This window comes from Aeoliella straminimaris (genome assembly GCF_024054565.1).
GTDB classification, from domain to species: Bacteria; Planctomycetota; Planctomycetia; order Pirellulales; family Lacipirellulaceae; genus Aeoliella; species Aeoliella straminimaris.
The window spans coordinates 18,337-36,315 of sequence record NZ_JAMXLR010000076.1 but is presented as its reverse complement, the minus strand read 5'-3'; the positions used below and the strand labels follow the sequence as shown (position 1 = coordinate 36,315).

The 17,979-nt window shown below is 58.8% G+C and carries 9 protein-coding genes; 7 read left to right on the top strand and 2 right to left on the bottom strand.

The features are described 5' to 3' along the window. The first annotated feature begins 6 nt into the window (after window positions 1-6). On the top strand, window positions 7-2,601 hold the full coding sequence (locus NG895_RS21825) for a circularly permuted type 2 ATP-grasp protein (protein ID WP_252854659.1): 2,595 nt from the start codon (window positions 7-9) through the stop codon (window positions 2,599-2,601). A gap of 16 nt (window positions 2,602-2,617) precedes the next feature. Then, entirely contained in the window at window positions 2,618-3,505 is an 888-nt protein-coding gene (locus NG895_RS21820) for a transglutaminase family protein (protein ID WP_252854658.1), read from the top strand. 126 nt (window positions 3,506-3,631) lie between these two features. Here NG895_RS21820 and NG895_RS21815 read toward each other — a convergent pair whose 3' ends face one another. Next, a complete protein-coding gene (locus NG895_RS21815; RefSeq protein ID WP_252854657.1) occupies window positions 3,632-5,431 on the bottom strand; it encodes an NPCBM/NEW2 domain-containing protein in 1,800 nt (599 codons plus the stop codon). A gap of 658 nt (window positions 5,432-6,089) precedes the next feature. Between NG895_RS21815 and NG895_RS21810 the strand changes: the two genes are divergently transcribed. The 5 genes from NG895_RS21810 (at window position 6,090) to NG895_RS21785 (ending at window position 16,472) form a co-directional block, all read left to right on the top strand. Beyond that, complete coding sequence (locus tag NG895_RS21810) at window positions 6,090-10,232, top strand: beta strand repeat-containing protein (protein WP_252854656.1); 4,143 nt, start codon at window positions 6,090-6,092, stop codon at window positions 10,230-10,232. Between the two features lie 199 nt (window positions 10,233-10,431). Next, window positions 10,432-11,421, top strand: coding sequence for a DUF1559 domain-containing protein (locus NG895_RS21800; protein WP_261361697.1), 990 nt, complete (start codon window positions 10,432-10,434; stop codon window positions 11,419-11,421). A 14-nt stretch (window positions 11,422-11,435) separates the two neighbouring features. Beyond that, complete coding sequence (locus NG895_RS21795; protein ID WP_252854655.1) at window positions 11,436-11,915, top strand: hypothetical protein; 480 nt, start codon at window positions 11,436-11,438, stop codon at window positions 11,913-11,915. Window positions 11,916-12,327: 412 nt separating this feature from the next. Next, a complete protein-coding gene (locus NG895_RS21790; RefSeq protein ID WP_252854654.1) occupies window positions 12,328-13,218 on the top strand; it encodes a PEP-CTERM sorting domain-containing protein in 891 nt (296 codons plus the stop codon). 116 nt (window positions 13,219-13,334) lie between these two features. Then, the gene (locus NG895_RS21785; protein ID WP_252854653.1) at window positions 13,335-16,472 is read left to right on the top strand and encodes a BNR-4 repeat-containing protein; all 3,138 of its coding nucleotides are present in this window, start codon (window positions 13,335-13,337) and stop codon (window positions 16,470-16,472) included. Here NG895_RS21785 and NG895_RS21780 read toward each other — a convergent pair. Further along, window positions 16,466-17,893 (bottom strand): alanine/glycine:cation symporter family protein, encoded by a 1,428-nt coding sequence (locus tag NG895_RS21780; RefSeq protein WP_252854652.1) that lies wholly within the window; start codon window positions 17,891-17,893, stop codon window positions 16,466-16,468. The genes NG895_RS21785 and NG895_RS21780 overlap by 7 nt on opposite strands. Window positions 17,894-17,979: the final 86 nt, after the last annotated feature.

Genomic DNA, 17,979 nt, shown 5'->3' with positions numbered 1-17,979 from the left:
GCAGCAATGCAAAGCCAACAGCAGTCCACGGTGGGACCTCCGACCGGCCCGTCGGTAGCGCCACCGACGGGCACGGACAATCTGTTTGCCGGCTACCAGGCAGAAGCGGGGCGATTTGACGAGTTGACCTCCCCCGATGGCCGGCGGCGCCCCGGTTGGGACAAGTTCTCCCAACTGCTTAACACCATGGGCGCCAGCGAGTTCACCCGCCGGTGGGAGCATTCGCAACATCTGATCTATGAAAACGGTGTTTCGTACAGCGCGTACGGCGATCCGGAGGACAATGCCCGGCCGTGGGACCTCGACGCCCTGCCGATGTTGATCGACGAGGCGGAATGGAAACACGTTTCCGCAGGCATCGCACAGCGGGCCGAGGTGCTGCAGTTGACACTCGGCGACTTGCTGGGACCGCAACGTCTGATCAAGGACGGTGTGCTGCCTGCCGAATTGCTGTTTGGGCATCCGGGGTTCCGATTGCCGTTTCACAGCCAGACACCGCCCGGCGGATCGTATCTTCCGTTCTACGCAGCGGACCTGGGACGTTCGCCCGACGGTCGCTGGTGGGTTTTGGCCGACCGCACCGAAGCCCCCTCGGGCATTGGGTTTGCTTTGGAGAACCGGGTGGTCATCTCGCGGATGCTGCCCGACGTGTTTCGCAGTATGAACGTGCAAAGGCTGGCTCCATTCTTCATCCAGTTCAAGGAAAAAGTGCGGGAGCTGTCGCCACACGGTGAAGAGAATCCGCGAATTGCCATCTACACCCGTGGTCCCAAACACGAGAATTACTTCGAAGATGCCTACCTCGCCCGCTACCTCGGTTACACCCTGGTAGAGGGCGACGACCTGGCCATTCGCGAGAACCGCGTGTGGCTGAAGACGCTCGACGGGTTGCTGCCCATCCATGTGCTGGTCCGCCGGCCCAACAGCGAGGCATGCGATCCGCTGGAGTTCAGTGACGAGTCAACCCTAGGCGTGGCAGGACTCCTGAACTCGTCGCGGGACGGCGAAGTCTCCGTCATCAACCCGCTTGGCAGCGGACTGGTCGAATCGCCTGCGTTCATGGCTTTCCTGCCACGGTTGTGCCGATTCTTCTTGAACCAGGACCCAATCCTGCCGGGGGTGGCCACCTGGTGGTGTGGCGAAGCTCCATCGCTCGATCGAGTGCTGAGCAATCCGCAACAGTTGGTGGTCTCGCAGGCCTACCGATCCCGCGGTACCGGCTACGACGCCGACAAACAGCTCAACTCCGTACTACCGAGCGAATTGGCCGATCGGATTCGTTCGCATCCAACCCGCTTTGTCGCGCAGGAGCGTTTGAAGCTTTCCACGGTGCCCACCTGGGATCAGGGTACCGCGGGCACGGCCCATATGGTGCTGCGTTCGTTTGCCGTGGCGACGGGCGACTCGTACAGCGTGCTGCCCGGAGGTCTGGCCCGCACCAGCGATGCCAGCTCTCCCCCTCCGCTGGCGATTCCGGCCTCGAAGGGAAGCAAGGACGCCTGGGTGCTCAGTTCGCAACCTGTGGACCACGTTACGCTACTCTCCACCAAGGAAGAAGCGATCGAGATTCGTCGCACGGCGACCGAACTTCCCAGCCGCGTGGCGGACAACATCTTTTGGCTGGGACGACAGATCGAGCGAGCCGACGCCTCGGCCCGGCAACTCCGCACATTTGTGCTGCGGCTGACCAGCGAGATGGCCGTCGGGCCGACCGCCGTACCGACCGGTTTGCTGCGAGCTTTGGCGTCGCAGGGGCAAATCGAGCCCGATTTTGCCTTGGAAGATATTCGCCATCACATGCCGCAGCTCGAGGAGGCCCTGCCCGACTTGGTGTTTGATCGCGAGCAGGTCGGTTCCATCCGTTCGGTGCTAAACAACATGTTCCGCACCGCATCGTTGGTCCGAGACCGTCTTTCCACCGACTCCTGGCGGGTCCTGGTTCGCATCGACCAGACCTTCTGCGTGCCCAAAGACGGACCGCTCGACCTGACCGATCTGCTAAGCATGCTCAACCGTCTGGTGGTTCAGCTAGCTGCCATCGAGGGCATGTGCCTGGAGAGCATGACTCGTTCGCACGTATTCCGGTTCCTCGAACTAGGTCGACGCCTGGAACGGGCTTTACAGACCGTGGGACTGCTGCAGAGCTGCCTGATCGACTCGCCGCCACCCTCCAGCGAGGTGTTAGACGCTTTGCTCGAGATCGCCGACAGCGTGATGACCTATCGCTCACGGTATCGAGCGAATCTGCAATTGTCGGCCGTGGTCGACTTGTTGCTTACCGACGAATCGAATCCCCGCAGTATCGCCTACCAGCTCCTTACCGTGGAGAAGGTCAGCAAACAACTACCGGGTGAGGACTACCCAGCCGGTTACCTGCCCCACGAGCGGCTGATCCTTTCGATGGTTCACGCCGTTCGCATGGTCGACGTCATGGGAACATGCGAAGCGTACAGCGTTGGCGAGCAGCAGCGACTTGCCGAATTGCTCGAAACGCTCGATCAGGATTTGCAGAATCTATCGCGCGAGTTATCGCTTCGATATCTGGTTCATGCGGGGCCAGCACGTCGGATGTCGAGCACGGCCGAGAAGCGGGTGTCTTAACCAACGATTGGTGGTCATGAAATACAGGATCAGCCACACCACCAAGTACGCCTACTCCGAACCGGTACCGGTTTGTCAGAACAAGGTGCATCTGCGCCCGCGGAACAGCCGCCGTCAGAGTTGCACTTCGTACAGCCTGATCGTTCACCCCGAGCCGGTGCTGGTCGATACGCACCTCGACTACTTTGGCAATACGGTCGAGTACTTCTCTCTGGTCGACACGCACCGCGGATTGACCGTCACGGCGACCAGCGAAGTGGACGTGAAACCCGTCGATTTCGCCCTCGAGTTGGAAGCGACCCCGTCTTGGGAAGCAATAGCCGCTGCACTGCGAGCCCGACCTCCGCAGACGGACGTGAACAACTGCCTGTTTGCCTATGATTCGGACTACGCGAGAGCAAGTGACGAGCTGGCTGAGTACGCTCGAGTGTCGCTGACGCCCAAGCGGCCGATTGGCGAGGCGGTCAACGACCTGACGCGGCGCGTGTATGAAGACTTCAAGTACACACCTGGTGCGACGCATGTGAAATCGCAGGTGTCGGAGGTGTTCGCTCATCGTGCCGGAGTGTGCCAGGATTTCGCCCACCTGCAGATCGCCTGCCTCCGCTCGCTGGGGCTGGCCGCGCGGTACGTGAGCGGCTATTTGCGGACGCTCCCGCCACCGGGCAAGCCACGACTGGTCGGTGCCGATGCCTCGCACGCCTGGCTGTCGGTCTACTGCGGTGCGGCCGGCTGGATAGAATTCGATCCGACCAACAACGTAATCCCCGGCACCGATCATGTCACTATTGCCCTGGGGCGCGACTACGCCGATGTCTGTCCCATCCAAGGTGTCTTCGTCGGCGGCGGCGACAACACGCTGAACGTATCAGTCGATGTGGCACCGCTTGGGCAGTTGCGGTAAAGCGGGCTAGTCGATGTTGGTGGCTTCGAGATTTTCTGCTTTTCTTCGCCCGCCACTAATGAATTTGGGCACTCGCTTTGTGAAATTGGCGAGCGCGATCATCTACTTGACCGTTCCGCACCACCATCAGGGCAGTGGCTTCAGGCGATAGAGACCGGCGCCGTGCAGAGGAATTTCGCGACTGAAGGAATCGCTGAACTCGCCAAGATCCTGGTGCGACCATAGATCTCGCACGGCGGCTTTGCCTGGTATACCGATGGCGGCAAAGTCAACACCTACTTCGCTCACTTCACGCACGGCCTGATCGCCTTTGCTAACGAGCACCCCAAACTGAACGGAGCCTGTACTGGACAAGACGCCTTTGGCCGTGAAGGTGTCGTACCCCTCCGGCAATTCGTAGATGATGGTCGAGTTGGCGTGGGTGCCGATTCCTGCTACTGGTTTTCCATCCACCACCAGCGGTCGATCCTCGCAGGTCCGATTGACATGCACACCGCCCCACCCAGCTGTGGCGTGCTGCCATTCGAGCTTAGTGAGGCTCAACTCTCCCGCTGGCCCATGCAGCTTGGGGTCTACCCACACGGCATGGTCGTGCGAAAAGCCATCGTCGCCATCGGTTACGAATAGCACCAATTGTTTTCCGTCCTTTACCGAGATGTCCATTTCCTGCGACTTCCCTTCGCCGGCAATCACGGGGCTGGTGTAGTTGGCCGAAGTAAAGTCGAGGTTCTGCCCCATGCTCTGCGCATTGAACAAGGCCACATACTTGTCTGGGCTGTCCGGCACATCGGCAGTCCAAACTATCAGGTTGTCCTTGCGCGATACCTGGCGATTGTTGGTACTGTGTTGGTTGACCTCCAGCATCTCCGGATTCGTCAGCATGTGCAGCGTAAAGTCGTCGAGCTTGGTCATGTCGCCACCGAAAATCAACGGCGAGCGACCAATCGCCCACAGGCTCATCAGCGTGCGCTGTTCGTCCGGGCTAAAGCCGGTTTTGCGACCGAACTGGATGACGCCGATCGGCAACATGTCAGCGTCGGGCCACGCGCCTGCCCGGCGATACGGCTCCCACGCATGCAGGCGTTCGAACATGGCGTGCAGCAAGCCCCAGCGATCCCAGAAGTCGTCGGTGATCCGCCACAGATTGGCGTGCTGCGACACATGCGGCCCGGCGCTCAAGGGCGTCGCACCCGGCGAAAGGCTCAGGACAATCGCCCGCCCGCTGTTGTCGATCGCCTTGCGGAGGGCCTCGATCTCGGCCTTCTGCACGTCGTCGTAAGGGCGAGAGATGTCGTCGCACTTGATGTAGTCGACACCCCATGAAGCATAGAGTTGAATAATCGAATCGTAGTAGGCCTGGCCCGCCGGCGTGGTGGCATCAACACCGTACATGTCGGGATTCCATGGACACGTAGATCCAGTAAGGGCAATGTCGCGAGCACGCAAATCCGTACCCAGCACAGACGTGTTTTGCTCGACCGCCTGCCGTGGAATGCCCCGCATAATGTGGATGCCGAATCGCAACCCCTGGGAGTGAACATAGTCGGCCAGCGGCTTGAAGCCCCGGCCTTCGCCGGCCGAAGGGAACTTCTTGACCGCTGGCAGCAGGCGTCCGTACTCGTCCATCTGCAGACGCGCACCCGGCTTATAGACATGCGCCTGCGAGTCGGGCTCGTACCACTGAATGTCGACGGTCAGGATGTCGTATCCAGCAGGCAACAGCTTCGCGGCCATGGCGTCAGCCTGTTGCCTGACTTGCTGCTCGGTAACCGTCGTACCGAAGATGTCCCAACTGTTCCAACCCAAGGGCGGCGTCTCGGCCCACTGGTGATAGGGCTTGGCAGGAGGAACGGCCGAGGCTCCGCCCCCCAAGCCGACGAGCAGCGCAATTACGGCCAGTGCCGGTAACAGTCGTATTCGCTTCATGGTCTTTTCACCGTCTAGAAGAGTTGCAACTAGCGCATCGTTTAAGTGATATTCGGCGACACACGAGCAAGCAAGCCGATCGCCCCGGCTTGGCGTGTAACGCCCTCGCCCGATTCCACCATCGATACCTGCAACTTACGAGGGACCCAACGGCTAGCCGAAAGAGACGCAAGTACTTACGAGGAAACAGCTTAGGGCACGCGCCCTCAACAGCCGCGGAAAAATGGCGGTTTTCCTCGCAAAAATCCGCTGACCTCAGCAGAGATAACAGTAGCGGACTGGCATTCACTTATCTGGGCCATTTCGCCCCAACAAACCTCATTAGGCGGAACTCAGGTTTGCAGGAACAGTATCTCATTGAAACTCGAATAATCTCCCAACAGGCCCCCACGATCGGGCTGCCGCGGAGTGTTTGTGCGTCGTCGGCATTGGCCCAGGTGACGCCATCAGGCATACGACTGTGGTACTGGTGGATCGGACAATTTCTGGCAACGTCGGTCGCCACAGTCGAACTTCGGGAGTCATGGAAAAAGTCTTCCTACATCATCGGTTAACATCACAGTACGCGGGCCAGACCGAGTCGCAGATTGCAGGTCGCTTAGAGGAACAGGGCAAGCTCTTAGCAAAATACTTTTGCTCCATTGGAGGTGGATTCACTATGTGTAAGTTGCGTTTGATTCTTGGCAGTTGGATACTACTGGCGGGTACGGCAGCGTCGTCCCTAGGGGCGGATATAACCCTAACGGCCAGCGATGGGTTCGGCACTTCGTCCTTCAACTCCGCAGGTGCTTGGAGCAATGCATCAGCCCCCTCGACGGGCAATGACTACTTCACTGGCGATTTCCGCCTACGCACCCCGGCCGATGGTGAGAGCTACACCTTTGAAGGAGACTCGTTAACGATCAACAACAACGTGGCCTTGACCGACGGAAATCTCTTCGGTTTCAGCTACAAAGGTACCGGCGACGCAGGCACCATCACGGTTGACAACCTGATTTTGAATGGCGGATCGGTGAATCACCTCAATGGATCGGGCGATATCTTTAATCTGGATGGCTCGATCAGCGTGGTTTCCGACTCGGTTATCTACGCCAAGCAGGGGCCGATCAACGTACTATCCGACATTAGCGGTACTGGCACCATTACGAACCCGGGCTCCGACGGTACCGGTTCGGTGCTCAGCTTCCTGTCGGCAGATAACACCTTCACCGGCAGTATCGTCAACAATGGACGTTTCACACTGGCAGATGGGGCCGCGCTGAATTTCGTTGTCGGGTCGAGCGGAGTGAACAACTCGGTCACGGGCAGCGGTGCAGCCACCGTGTTTGATGGCGTCTTCAACTTCGACCTCTCTGGCGCCAGCACTGGCGCCAGCGATAGCTGGCAGATTACCGACGCGGCCACGCAGACCTACGGCGCCACGTTCAGCGTTGCCGATTTCGACAAGACAGGTCCTTTCTGGACCAACGGCACCTACACCTTCAATACATCGACCGGTGTTTTATCGGTCGGCGGCGTCGACTTCACGCAATGGGCGGTGGATGCGGACGGCAGTTTCTCGGTCGGCACCAATTGGGTCGGCGGCGAGGCACCGGCTCCTGGAGACGACATACTCTTCGGCGACGTAATCACCCAAGACAGAGTCGTGACGCTCGATGCTAGCGTTACGTCGAACACCATCTTCTTCGCTAACGATGGAGATGGCGACTACTTCCTCACCGCCGATTCCAACCAGACCATCACCATGACCGGCGCGGCCGAGATTAACACCACTGGTCGACACTGGCTGCGGGCCGGCGTGGCAGGCGCGTCGGGACTCAATCTTTCTGGCAGTGGCGAACTCGTGCTCGATGCGGCCAATACGTTCACCGGCGGCCTTTCCATCGACGACACGAATACTTCCGTGGTGGATGCCGGTGCGATTCCAACCGGTTCGAACATCACGCTACAGAATGCAGCCGCTTTGCGTTTCTGGGGAACCGACAACGGGTTCTTCGGCGACACCCATGGAACTGGCTACACCTCCGGATCGGTCAGCGGCAATGTTTCCATCGACGGCACCAGCGTCGTCGAGGTGAACGATGGGGCCGAGGTCGCCTTCACCGGCGTCATCAGTGGCGACGGGCAGCTGGCCGTGAACTCCGGCTCCACCGTGGTTGTCTCGGGCTCGAACACTTACGGCGGCCTGACGACCGTCAACGGTGGTACGCTGACCATCAACAACGCCGCGGCTCTTGGCACCGGCGGCACGGCCGCAAGCCGGACGATTACTTCCGGCAACGCCAACACTGGCACCCTGGCTCTTTCTGGCAACATCACCGTCGCCAGCGAGGTACTGGAAGTCAGCGCCCGGGAAGGCGCCGCCTTTGACGCGGTGAGCGTCACCAGTGCCGGCAACAACACCTGGAACGGCAACGTCCTCGGCACCATCGGGGGTACGCAATACAACTTTGAATCAACTTCCGGCACACTCTCGCTGGGAGGTGTCATCTCCGCGCCCGACACGGGCGTCCGCAATTTCGTTTTCTCCGGCGACGGCAACTTCAACCTCACCGGTCGGCTGACCGATGGTGTGGCCGACGCCGATGGCAACCCCACAGGCGGCGCCGGTGGAGAGGCCAACGTCCACGTCTTCAAGCGTGGCAGCGGTACTCTGACCGTTGGCACCAACGTGGACGACGACTACTGGTTCGGCAACACCACCGTGGAAGAAGGCACCCTGGTGCTCACGGCTAACGCGGCCAGCGATAACGAGCTGTTTAGCAATGTTACCACCGTGCAAGCAGGCGCCACTCTCAACGTGAGTTCCTTTGCCGACTACGACCTGGGCGAAGGCGATGAACTCGCCGGTGGCGGAACGGTCCAAGTGCAGCGACTGGACATCTACGATGACAATACTCTCTCTCCCAATGGCACGCTCACGGTCACGGGCAATGCTACTCTCACCGGCGGCTTCGGTGGCGGGGCATTGAACGTCGCTCTCGGCAGCACTACGGCCGTAGGAGATCGAGTTCAGATTGATGGCAACTTCACAACGACGGACGCTCCAGCAATCACAGTACAGGTCACGCCTGTGGGCGGCACGCTGCAAGGCAGCGGCGCCAATTACACGCTGATCAACCACGGCACTGGCACCGCCGCCGACGTCGCGGCCTTCAATGCAGAAGTAGTGAACAACCTGGGTGAAACACTCAATCCTCGACAAACCTTGCAGGTCAATTCGACCAGCAGCCAGGTTCGCTTGCAGGTCAATGGCACCCAGTCGAACTTGACTTGGGCCGGCTCCACCGGGAACAGCACGTGGGACGTCGCCACCAGCACCAACTGGTCGAGCAGCAATCAGTTCCGCGATCTCGACACGGTCACCTTTGGCAGCAGTGGTGCGAAGAATGTCGTTGTCGATTCGAATGTTACCCCGGGGAGCACCACTTTTAGCTCGGCTAGCACCTACACTTTCACCGGCTCTGGCGGCATCACCGGCTACGGCCCCGTGAACGTGAACGCCGGTACGGTCAAGTTTCAGAACGCTGGCACCAACTACGTAGGCACCACCACGGTAGCCAGTGGAGCAGCACTGGAAATTGATACGGCCTCCACTGGTTCCATCATCGTCAACGGCACTCTCGCCGTCGGTTCAACGCCACTCTCGGCTCTGCCAGAGTTCACGTACGTCGACGCCGACCACAACAGCAACACGACTCTGTCGGGTGGAGGTGCTTTAGTTCCGGCAGCCGACATTTGGGAAGTTCGCACCGGTATCGGAGGCAACTCGGATACGATTTACGAAGCCGATGCTGCTGATCCCACCACGGCGCCAGAGATTCGCACGACCATCTCAGGTTTGTCAGCAAACACCACTTATACCGTGTATGCAAACTTCTGGGATGCCGACGGATCGAGTTGGAGAATCCAGGCTGGAGACACGTCGGGCAACTTGACGCTCTACGGCAACCCCAATGACGCCGTCGCTGGGGCCACGGATTCGGTGCTCACCACGTCGCTTCCCCACACCACCGAACTCAGCACGGCCTCCGGCAATCGCACGCTGTTCAGTGCACCGCTGGGAGAGTTTACGACCGATGCCAGTGGTAATCTGGTTGTGTACGTGGACGACGCGGGAACCGAAGATGGAGACGACCGCACTTTCTACGATGGGTTGAGCTACAACAGCGGTCAGACGAATGTATTTGGCGGAGGGGAAACTCTCACCATCAACGGCGACTTGAGCCTGAACTCCGGCAGTACTTTGGAGCTCGATCTGGGGGCGGCCGGTTCCGACTCTCTCGACATTACGGGCACCGCCCTGCTGGATGGAACGATTGATGTGAGCTACTTCGGCGACTCACCCGCCAATGGCACGCAGTACACTCTGCTGTCGGCAGCAAGTGGAATCACGACGCCGCTGGTCAGCCTCGACTTTGGTGCAGGACTGCCAGAAGGATTCACTGCCTCGTACAACGAAGCCCTGACCGATTTGGTTTTGACTTTCGCGGCGGGACTGCAGGGCGACTTCAACGGCGACGGCATGGTCGACCTGGCCGACTACACCGTGTGGCGTAACAACCTTGGTGGTGACGAAGCGGCGCTGGCCTCAGGCACCGGTAACAACTCCGGCATCGTCGATGCTGGCGACTACTCGTTGTGGAAATCGAACTTTGGCGCCATGTCCGGCGCGGTCAGCGGAATCGCCTCTGGCAACGTCCCCGAACCAAGTTCCGTGGTGCTGCTGGCGGGCATCGTCGGCTGCGGAGCTTTGGCTCTCCGCCGCCGGGGCCAAGAGCGTTTCACCACAGATCGTTGACCTGAAGAATATAGAAGTGCTGGGCAGCCCGGTTCCTGGCGGCGAAACTCCGGTTTCGCTGTCTGGAGCCGGCATATAAGCCGTACGATTTCCGGCAGGAATTCTCGCACGCCTAGGACGCCAGGTTGAGAGGTGCCTGAACCAGTCCAACGCCGCCCTCGACAATCGGCGGCCATTACCTCGCATGGAAGATAAATAGATGAGACGCAAAGCCTTTACCCTGGTCGAACTGTTGGTCGTCATCGCGATCATTGGGATCCTCGTTGCCTTGCTGCTTCCAGCAGTACAGTCCGCTCGAGAAGCCGCTCGGCGCATCCAATGCGGCAATCAGTTGCGACAAATTGGGATCGCCTGCCACAACTTCCACGACACGTTCGGACATCTGCCAACCGTAGCGGCGCATGACACCGAGATGAGCTATCTGGGTCAAATACTACCTTTCATGGAACAGGCCAATCTCCATAACCTCATTGACGATACCGCCTACTGGTACGACGTGGCCAACGACCTTGCCGAATCTACACCTGTGCCCGCCTTTCAGTGTCCCTCGACCGGACGGGAACTGAGCGCCTTCACCGGCGGAGTTGGCAACAGCACATCATTCATCGACCAGTCGCCGCTGCGGGCCCATTACTTCGCGGTGATGGGGGCCAAGTCGGAAATCTGCCCACTGCAGGAAACCACCTCTTGGCCTGACTCGGGATACACGATCGAGAACTGTTCCGACGTTACAGGTGGTATCGCAACTAACGGCTGTTTTGTGCTCGACAAAGGTGTCAAGTTCAAGCGGATCACCGATGGTACGTCAAATACGATGATGGTTGCCGAACAATCGTGGTCAGGTGGTATCGATGGAGAAAGCGTCGGCCCCTCGCGGACCTGGATTGTAGGTATTTCGGGAGGCTTCATCTACAACGCCGAGAACGTCTTCAAGCCCATGCACGTCGCTTTCCGTGAAGAACCGGGCGACTCCAATGGTAGCAGCGGGTACGGCAATAACGATGGCAGCATCGGCAGCAACCACACATCGGGTGCTCACCTGCTGCTGGCAGATGCCTCCGTGCATTTCGAATCCGATGACATGGAGCTGAATGTACTGAAGGCCCTGGCAACACGCGGCAATGACGACACGCAGAATCCGGCTTCTGCTACGGCCAACGAAGGTGGTGGCGGCGGAGGACGGCGGTAGACGTCTTCGCACTATTGAGTAACCCAGTCGAAGTAGAAGAAGTGGAGTGGTACGCCATGACGCAGCTGACTGCCCACAGTGCTCTATGCTACCTGCTGGCCATGACTGCAGTTGCAGTTACCGGTTGCAGCAAGGATTCTCCCTCACTGGCAACAGTAAAAGGCCAGGTAACACTCGATGGGCAAGCGCTAACTAGCGGAACAGTGGTAACATCGACCGACGACGGGCGCGGGGCCCGCGGCGCGATAGACACCCAAGGGCGATTCACACTTTCGTCGGGCAAGCTTGGTGAAGGAGCGCAGCCCGGATTGCACCACGTAGCCGTCAAGGCCTATTCGTCCTCCGACCCTGGCAATCCAGAGGCGGCCGCGAAGCCACTCGTACCACAGCGATACTTATCGACTGCTAACTCGGGGCTCACCATCGACGTCAAAGCCGGCGAGTTGAATGAGGTAACACTGGAACTATCGTCGCACCCGAACCTCCACAGATGATTCCGTCTTGCCGATCATCCAGGGTGGACCACTTTGCAGGGATCGTCCATTGGTGAACCGCTGCCAGAGCACAGGCAAGCATGCGGCGATCCCATGGCGTCATCTTTTTTTCTTCCTTTTTCGATATTTCCGCGCTAGTCCGCCCCTTGCCCCAACGAGTAATACTGGGCACGAAACCGAATTACATGAAGATCCAAACTTGCACCAATGCGATATCGACCGAGTGCCCGCAAGATTGGCAGCCTTGACACTTTTCCCGGTGGAAGACACTGCGAAGTCGCGTCGACTGAGGAGTGCCCACTAATTGCTTGCTTGGCCCTGGGGGCCATTTTCCGAGAGGTAGCTACTGATGAGATGTAACGCGTGGTTCTACTCTTTTTGCTGCGTCACCCTTGTCGCGACGAGCCTGACTATGGTGAAGTCTGAGGCGGCAACAGTCACTACAACCGGCAGGGATGGCTTCGGCGCATCTTCGTTCAATTCTGCTGGCATTTGGAGCGACGCGTCGGCCCCGTCGGCCGGCAACGATTACATTGTCGATGACGAGGATCGCGTGCGGACACCTGCCGATGGCAGTAGTTACACCTTTGCGGGCGACAGCCTGGAAATCACTGCTGTCGGATCTGGCGGCGACCTGAACATCGCTGGCCTGTCGTATAAAGGGACTGGGAACACCGGCACGATTACCGTCGACAATCTAATCCTCAACGGTGGCTCGATCAATCACATCAGTGGCGTAGAAGATATCTTCAATCTGGGTGGCACAATCGACGTCGTCTCCGACAGCATCATTTACGCCAAGCAGGGGCCAATCAATATTCTCTCGCCCATCAGTGGATCCGCCACGATTACCAATCCAGGTAGCGACGGTGATGGCCGGACCGTCACTCTCGCATCCTCGGGTAACACCTTCACGGGAAGCATCGTCAACGAGGGACGCTTCGCTCTGGCGGATGACGCGGTCATGAATTTTGTGGTTGGCGCCAGCGGCGTCAATAACTCAATCTCCGGGGGCGGTCCTCAAACGGCCCTGGACGGCGACTTTGTAATCGATTTGAGTGGGGCCAGCACCAACCTGGGAGACAACTGGGGTTTGGTGACTGCCAGCAGCGCCGCCTATGGGTCGACCTTCAGCATCGCTGGTTTCACCGAAGCCGGCCCGGGCATTTGGACCTCATCGGCCAACGGCGCCACTTACGCCTTTGAAACGGCCACCGGCTCACTAAGCGTCGTTCCCGAGCCATCGTCGATCATGATGCTCTGCGGCGCTTTGACTATGCTCGGTTATCGGAAACTTCGTTAAGCAAAGTATGGCTGCTCTGCCTGCAGCATGCCCGTCGGCATGCTGCAGGCGTTCCTTTTCTTGGTCAATCGGCTCCTCGATTGAGCTACTTCCATCGCGCAGCTTCAGGCGGACTGATGAGCATCATGATACGAAGCGACAACTCACCGTTCGACTCGATCAATCGCGACTTCATTGGACACTCCAATTTGTTGCGACTCCGACCTGGCTGGCTCATTTGGGCTTGGACCGCCACACTGTTGTGGGCTTCTCCCGCCTTGGCCGTCGACGATGTTGCTGGTGATCTGTTCACGCTCACCAATACGGGTAGCGCACCCAACGGGGCGTGGAGTTGGTTCGAAGATGAGAGGGCTATTGTCGACAATAGCAACCCGGACAACCCACTACTGCTGGTCAGCTCGGTTTCGGCAGGTGCATTCCCTGAGAATGGCGACATCGACTTGCTGTGGCGAAACTTGACAACCGGCGCGCAAGGTGAGTACGAGCTACACAATCAACTGCAACAGGACGATCACGACTCGGCAGGGCTCTACTTACGCCCCGATGGCCGATATCTAGCCATGTACGCCGAGCACGGTTCCGATGCATTCACCCGGTGGCGAATTTCTACGAATCCTCATGATCCGACAAGCTGGGGCCCGGAGCAAACGCTCAACAATGGTGCAGGAACCACCTACAACAACATCTACTACCTGCCAGCCGACAACGGTGGAGCTGGCCGCACTTACAACTTCACGCGGACGGCTAACTACGATCCCAATGTTCAAGTATCAGACGACGATGGCACTACTTGGGCCAACGCAGGCAAACTACTGACCGAGGGAGGCGGTGGCGATCGCCCTTACGTACGATACGCCTCGGATGGCAAGAAGATTCACTTCATCGCAACCGATCGTCATCCACGCAATTTCCAGAACAGTGTTTACCACGGCTACATCCAGGACGGCGTGCTCTACAACACCGATGGCACCACTATCGACGACAACCTTTTCGACTCCAACGGCGTCCAGCCCTCTGCCCTGACGCCAGTCTTCGAAAATAGTTCGCAACTGGGTGGTTTGACCATGAACCGTGCCTGGACCATCAATCTGGAGATCGACAATACCGGCAACCCGGTGGGAGTCCTCACTGCGCGCGTCAACGACAGCAATCAAGACCACCGTTTCCTTTACGCACGCTACGACGGCCAACACTGGCATGTCAACGAGATGGCACAGGCGGGGGCTTATTTATATGCGGCGGAAGACGACTACACCGGACTAGCGTCGATCGACCCGAACAATCCCAACGTGGTGTACATGTCGTCAGACATCGATCCGCGCGACGACTCTGCTACGAGTAAATACGAACTCTATAAAGGTGTCACCACCGACTTCGGCGCGTCTTGGACATGGAGCCCCATCACCGAGAACTCCACGATAGACAATATTCGCCCCGTAGTGCCGGAATGGAATGGTCAGAACACGGCGATCACCTGGTTGCGAGGCAATTACAATTCCTACACCAACTGGGACACCGAAGTCGTCGGGCTCACCTTCGCAGCCAGCGACCCCAAATCGCTGTTATGGCAAGGTGGCGGCACAAGTCCCAACACCTGGGACGTGGGCGTCTCCTCGAACTGGGACAGCGGCGGCACCAGCGACCTCTATCACGATGGCGACGAGGTTGCCTTTGACGACTCGGCGAGCACCTACGCCGTCCACCTTGCTGGACCGGTGGCCCCGATGGGAGTGGCCTTTAACAACACCGTCGAGGAATACACTCTCACTGGAGCTGGCATTGCGGGCCCTGGGAATCTTCGTGTGCTCGGCGGTGGCAGAGTTGTGCTTGCCAATGGAGCAAATCCCTACACGGGAACAACGTCCGTCATTCGCGGAACCCTCGCCCTCTCCGGCGATGCCCAACTTGCTGGCACTTCGCAAATCGCCATCGCTGCCGATGGTGTTCTCGATGTCAGCGATGCTTCAAACGGCCAATATGCCGCAAACGGTCAGACGATACGCCTTGAAGGGCAGCTACTTGGCAATCTGACGGCAAGCAACTCGAATATCCAAGGCAGCGGGCAAGTGGTTGGCGACCTCACAGCCAGCTCAGGTTCCACTATTCAGGTCGGAAGCGAAGGTATCGTCGTCGAACAGCAATTCCGCTACGTCGACGCCTCCACTGGAGTAATGGGAAATACCACGCTGAGCGATGGCACGACTTTCAACCCTCCTGGCAATCCCAATTGGCTGAGGAGAACGGGGTACGCCAATGGTGGCGACATCTTTCAGGGCGATAGCGGCGATCCCAACACCGCACCTGAGCTCCGGACCACCCTCTCCGGACTGGAACCGGGCAGAAGCTACACCGTGTATGTTAACTATTGGGATCCAACCGGTTCGACCTGGCGAATCCTGGCGGGAGCCGAATCGGGCGACCTCACGTTGTTCGGCTCGCCACTCGACAATGTCGCTGGAGCCACCGACGGCATTGCCCCGGCAACGCTCAACTACGAGTCCCCCCCGCTGACGGCCGAAGGCAATCGGTTGATGTGGGGTGCCCCGCTGGGTGAGCTGGTGGCCGATGCCGAAGGACAAATCCATGTATTTGTCGACGACACCGGCACCAACGATGGCGACGACCGCACCTGGTACGATGGGCTGAGTATCAGCAGTGGTTCTGAGTACACGGGCCAAGCCACGATGACGATTGATGGCAATTATACTCAGACCTCGAACGCCATCCTCTCTCTGGATGTGGCTGGCGCCGAAGTGCACGACCGCTTGCTGGTGACCGGAAACGCGAGCCTGGCGGGAACCCTTCAAGTCGAACTGTCGGCGGGCGCTCCCGCCCCGCAATCGGGGGACGTCTACGACCTACTCGCTTTCAATTCGGTCGAGGGCGCATTCGATGCCTTTGAGTTGCCGCCATTGAGCGCGGGGCTTCGGTGGGATGTGTCCAATCTGAGCGTCGATGGATCGCTCGCTGTAAGACAACGCCTGGAGGGCGATTTCAATGGAGATGGCTTCGTCGATCTGACCGACTTCACGGTCTGGCGAAACCGACTGGGAGCGACCGAAGACCTCGTTACTCTATCGGGCAATGGAACTGGTGACAACATCGTTGACGTAGCTGACTACCTGCTCTGGAAGACCAATTTTGGAGCCATGTCACCAGGAGCGAGTGCTTCCCACAAGGTAACACCGGTCCCCGAACCGGCGACGCTTCAGCTGCTGGGAATGACGCTCCTCGCGCTGCTGAAACGCTACTGACCAGCGTCGAATCTTGCAAAGTAATCACGTGCGGCTTTCATGACCCGCGGCGAGAGCAGCAGTGCGCCGGTCATGGTGGGAATGGCCATCATGGCGTAGGCCGCGTCGATAACGTTCACCACGATGGTCACCGAAACAATGGCTCCGACGGCTAGGGACGCAATGTAGATGTAGTTGTACAGGTGCCCTCGATGATGGCCGACCAGGTAAGTCATGCATTTGCGTCCATAGTAGGAATAGCCAAACATCGTGGTAACGGAGAACAAGATCACAGCAATGGTCACCAACCACGCACCTGTTGCTCCGAGTACCGACTCGAACGCCGCCGAAGTGAGAGCTACGCCCTCCAAGTTGTTGCGTTGCCCCACATCCAAATCGCTGGCCAGGATGACCAATGCGGTCATAGAGCAGACGATCAGGGTGTCGATCAACGGCCCCAGCATCGCCACCAAACCTTCACGAACCGGCTCGTCGGTCTTGGCTGCTCCGTGGGCCATGGCGGCCGTGCCAACGCCAGCCTCATTGGAAAACGCTGCACGTTTGACTCCGATGATGATCACCGAGCCGGCAGCCCCGCCCCAAATAGCTTCCGGAGAGAGCGCCTCCTGCACGATGGAAAGTAAGACGCCTGGCAGTCTATCGAATCGCATCGCCAGCACCGCCAACGCTCCTAGCACATAGATGCCACACATGGTGGGAACCAGCTTCTCGCTAAACTTGACTAACCGTCTAAGACCGCCAAACACCACAACTGCAACCACCGCCGCAATGAGCACCGCTGAGAAGTAGCTTGCTATGGGAATTTGCTGGCCGGGAACTTGCTTGCCGTCGAGCGGTTGCTCAGGCCCGCCAACTCCGATAGCTGACCAGATCGGCTCCAAGACCACCGTCAATTGGTTGGCCTGCAGCATTGCTAAGCAGCCGACCAGTCCACAGACGGAGAACATAATAGCGAGTGGCTTGAACTTGGGTCCGAGCCCGACCTCGATGAAGTACATCGGGCCACCCTGCGGAATGCTGGACTCGTCGACCTTTCGATACATACAAGCCAGGGTACAGGTGAAAAACTTGGTTGCCATGCCGACAAAGGCCGCTACCCACATCCAAAACACCGCCCCCGCACCTCCCTGGGAAATGGCGATGGCCACGCCACCAATGTTGCCCACCCCAACAGTCGACGCCAGCGCTGTGGCCAGCGCCTGCAAATGAGTGATTTCGCCTGGGTCGTCCGGGTCGTCGAATTTGCCGCGGAGAACATCGACCGCGTGACGGATGCGGAGAAATGGAATCCCACGGGAGTAGATTGTGAGGAAGAGTCCTCCACCCACTAGCAGCACGACCAGCGGCGGTCCCCAAGCGAGGCTAACAATCGTGTCGGTAATCTCTACTAGCTTGGTGTGGAGTTCTGCTAGTCGTTCCATTCGCAGTCCAACTCTCTTCGCCCGGGATGGTCACAGCGATTGCTACTCCGCGCAGGTAGAGTCCTGCGCGGGTAGTGATGAATATA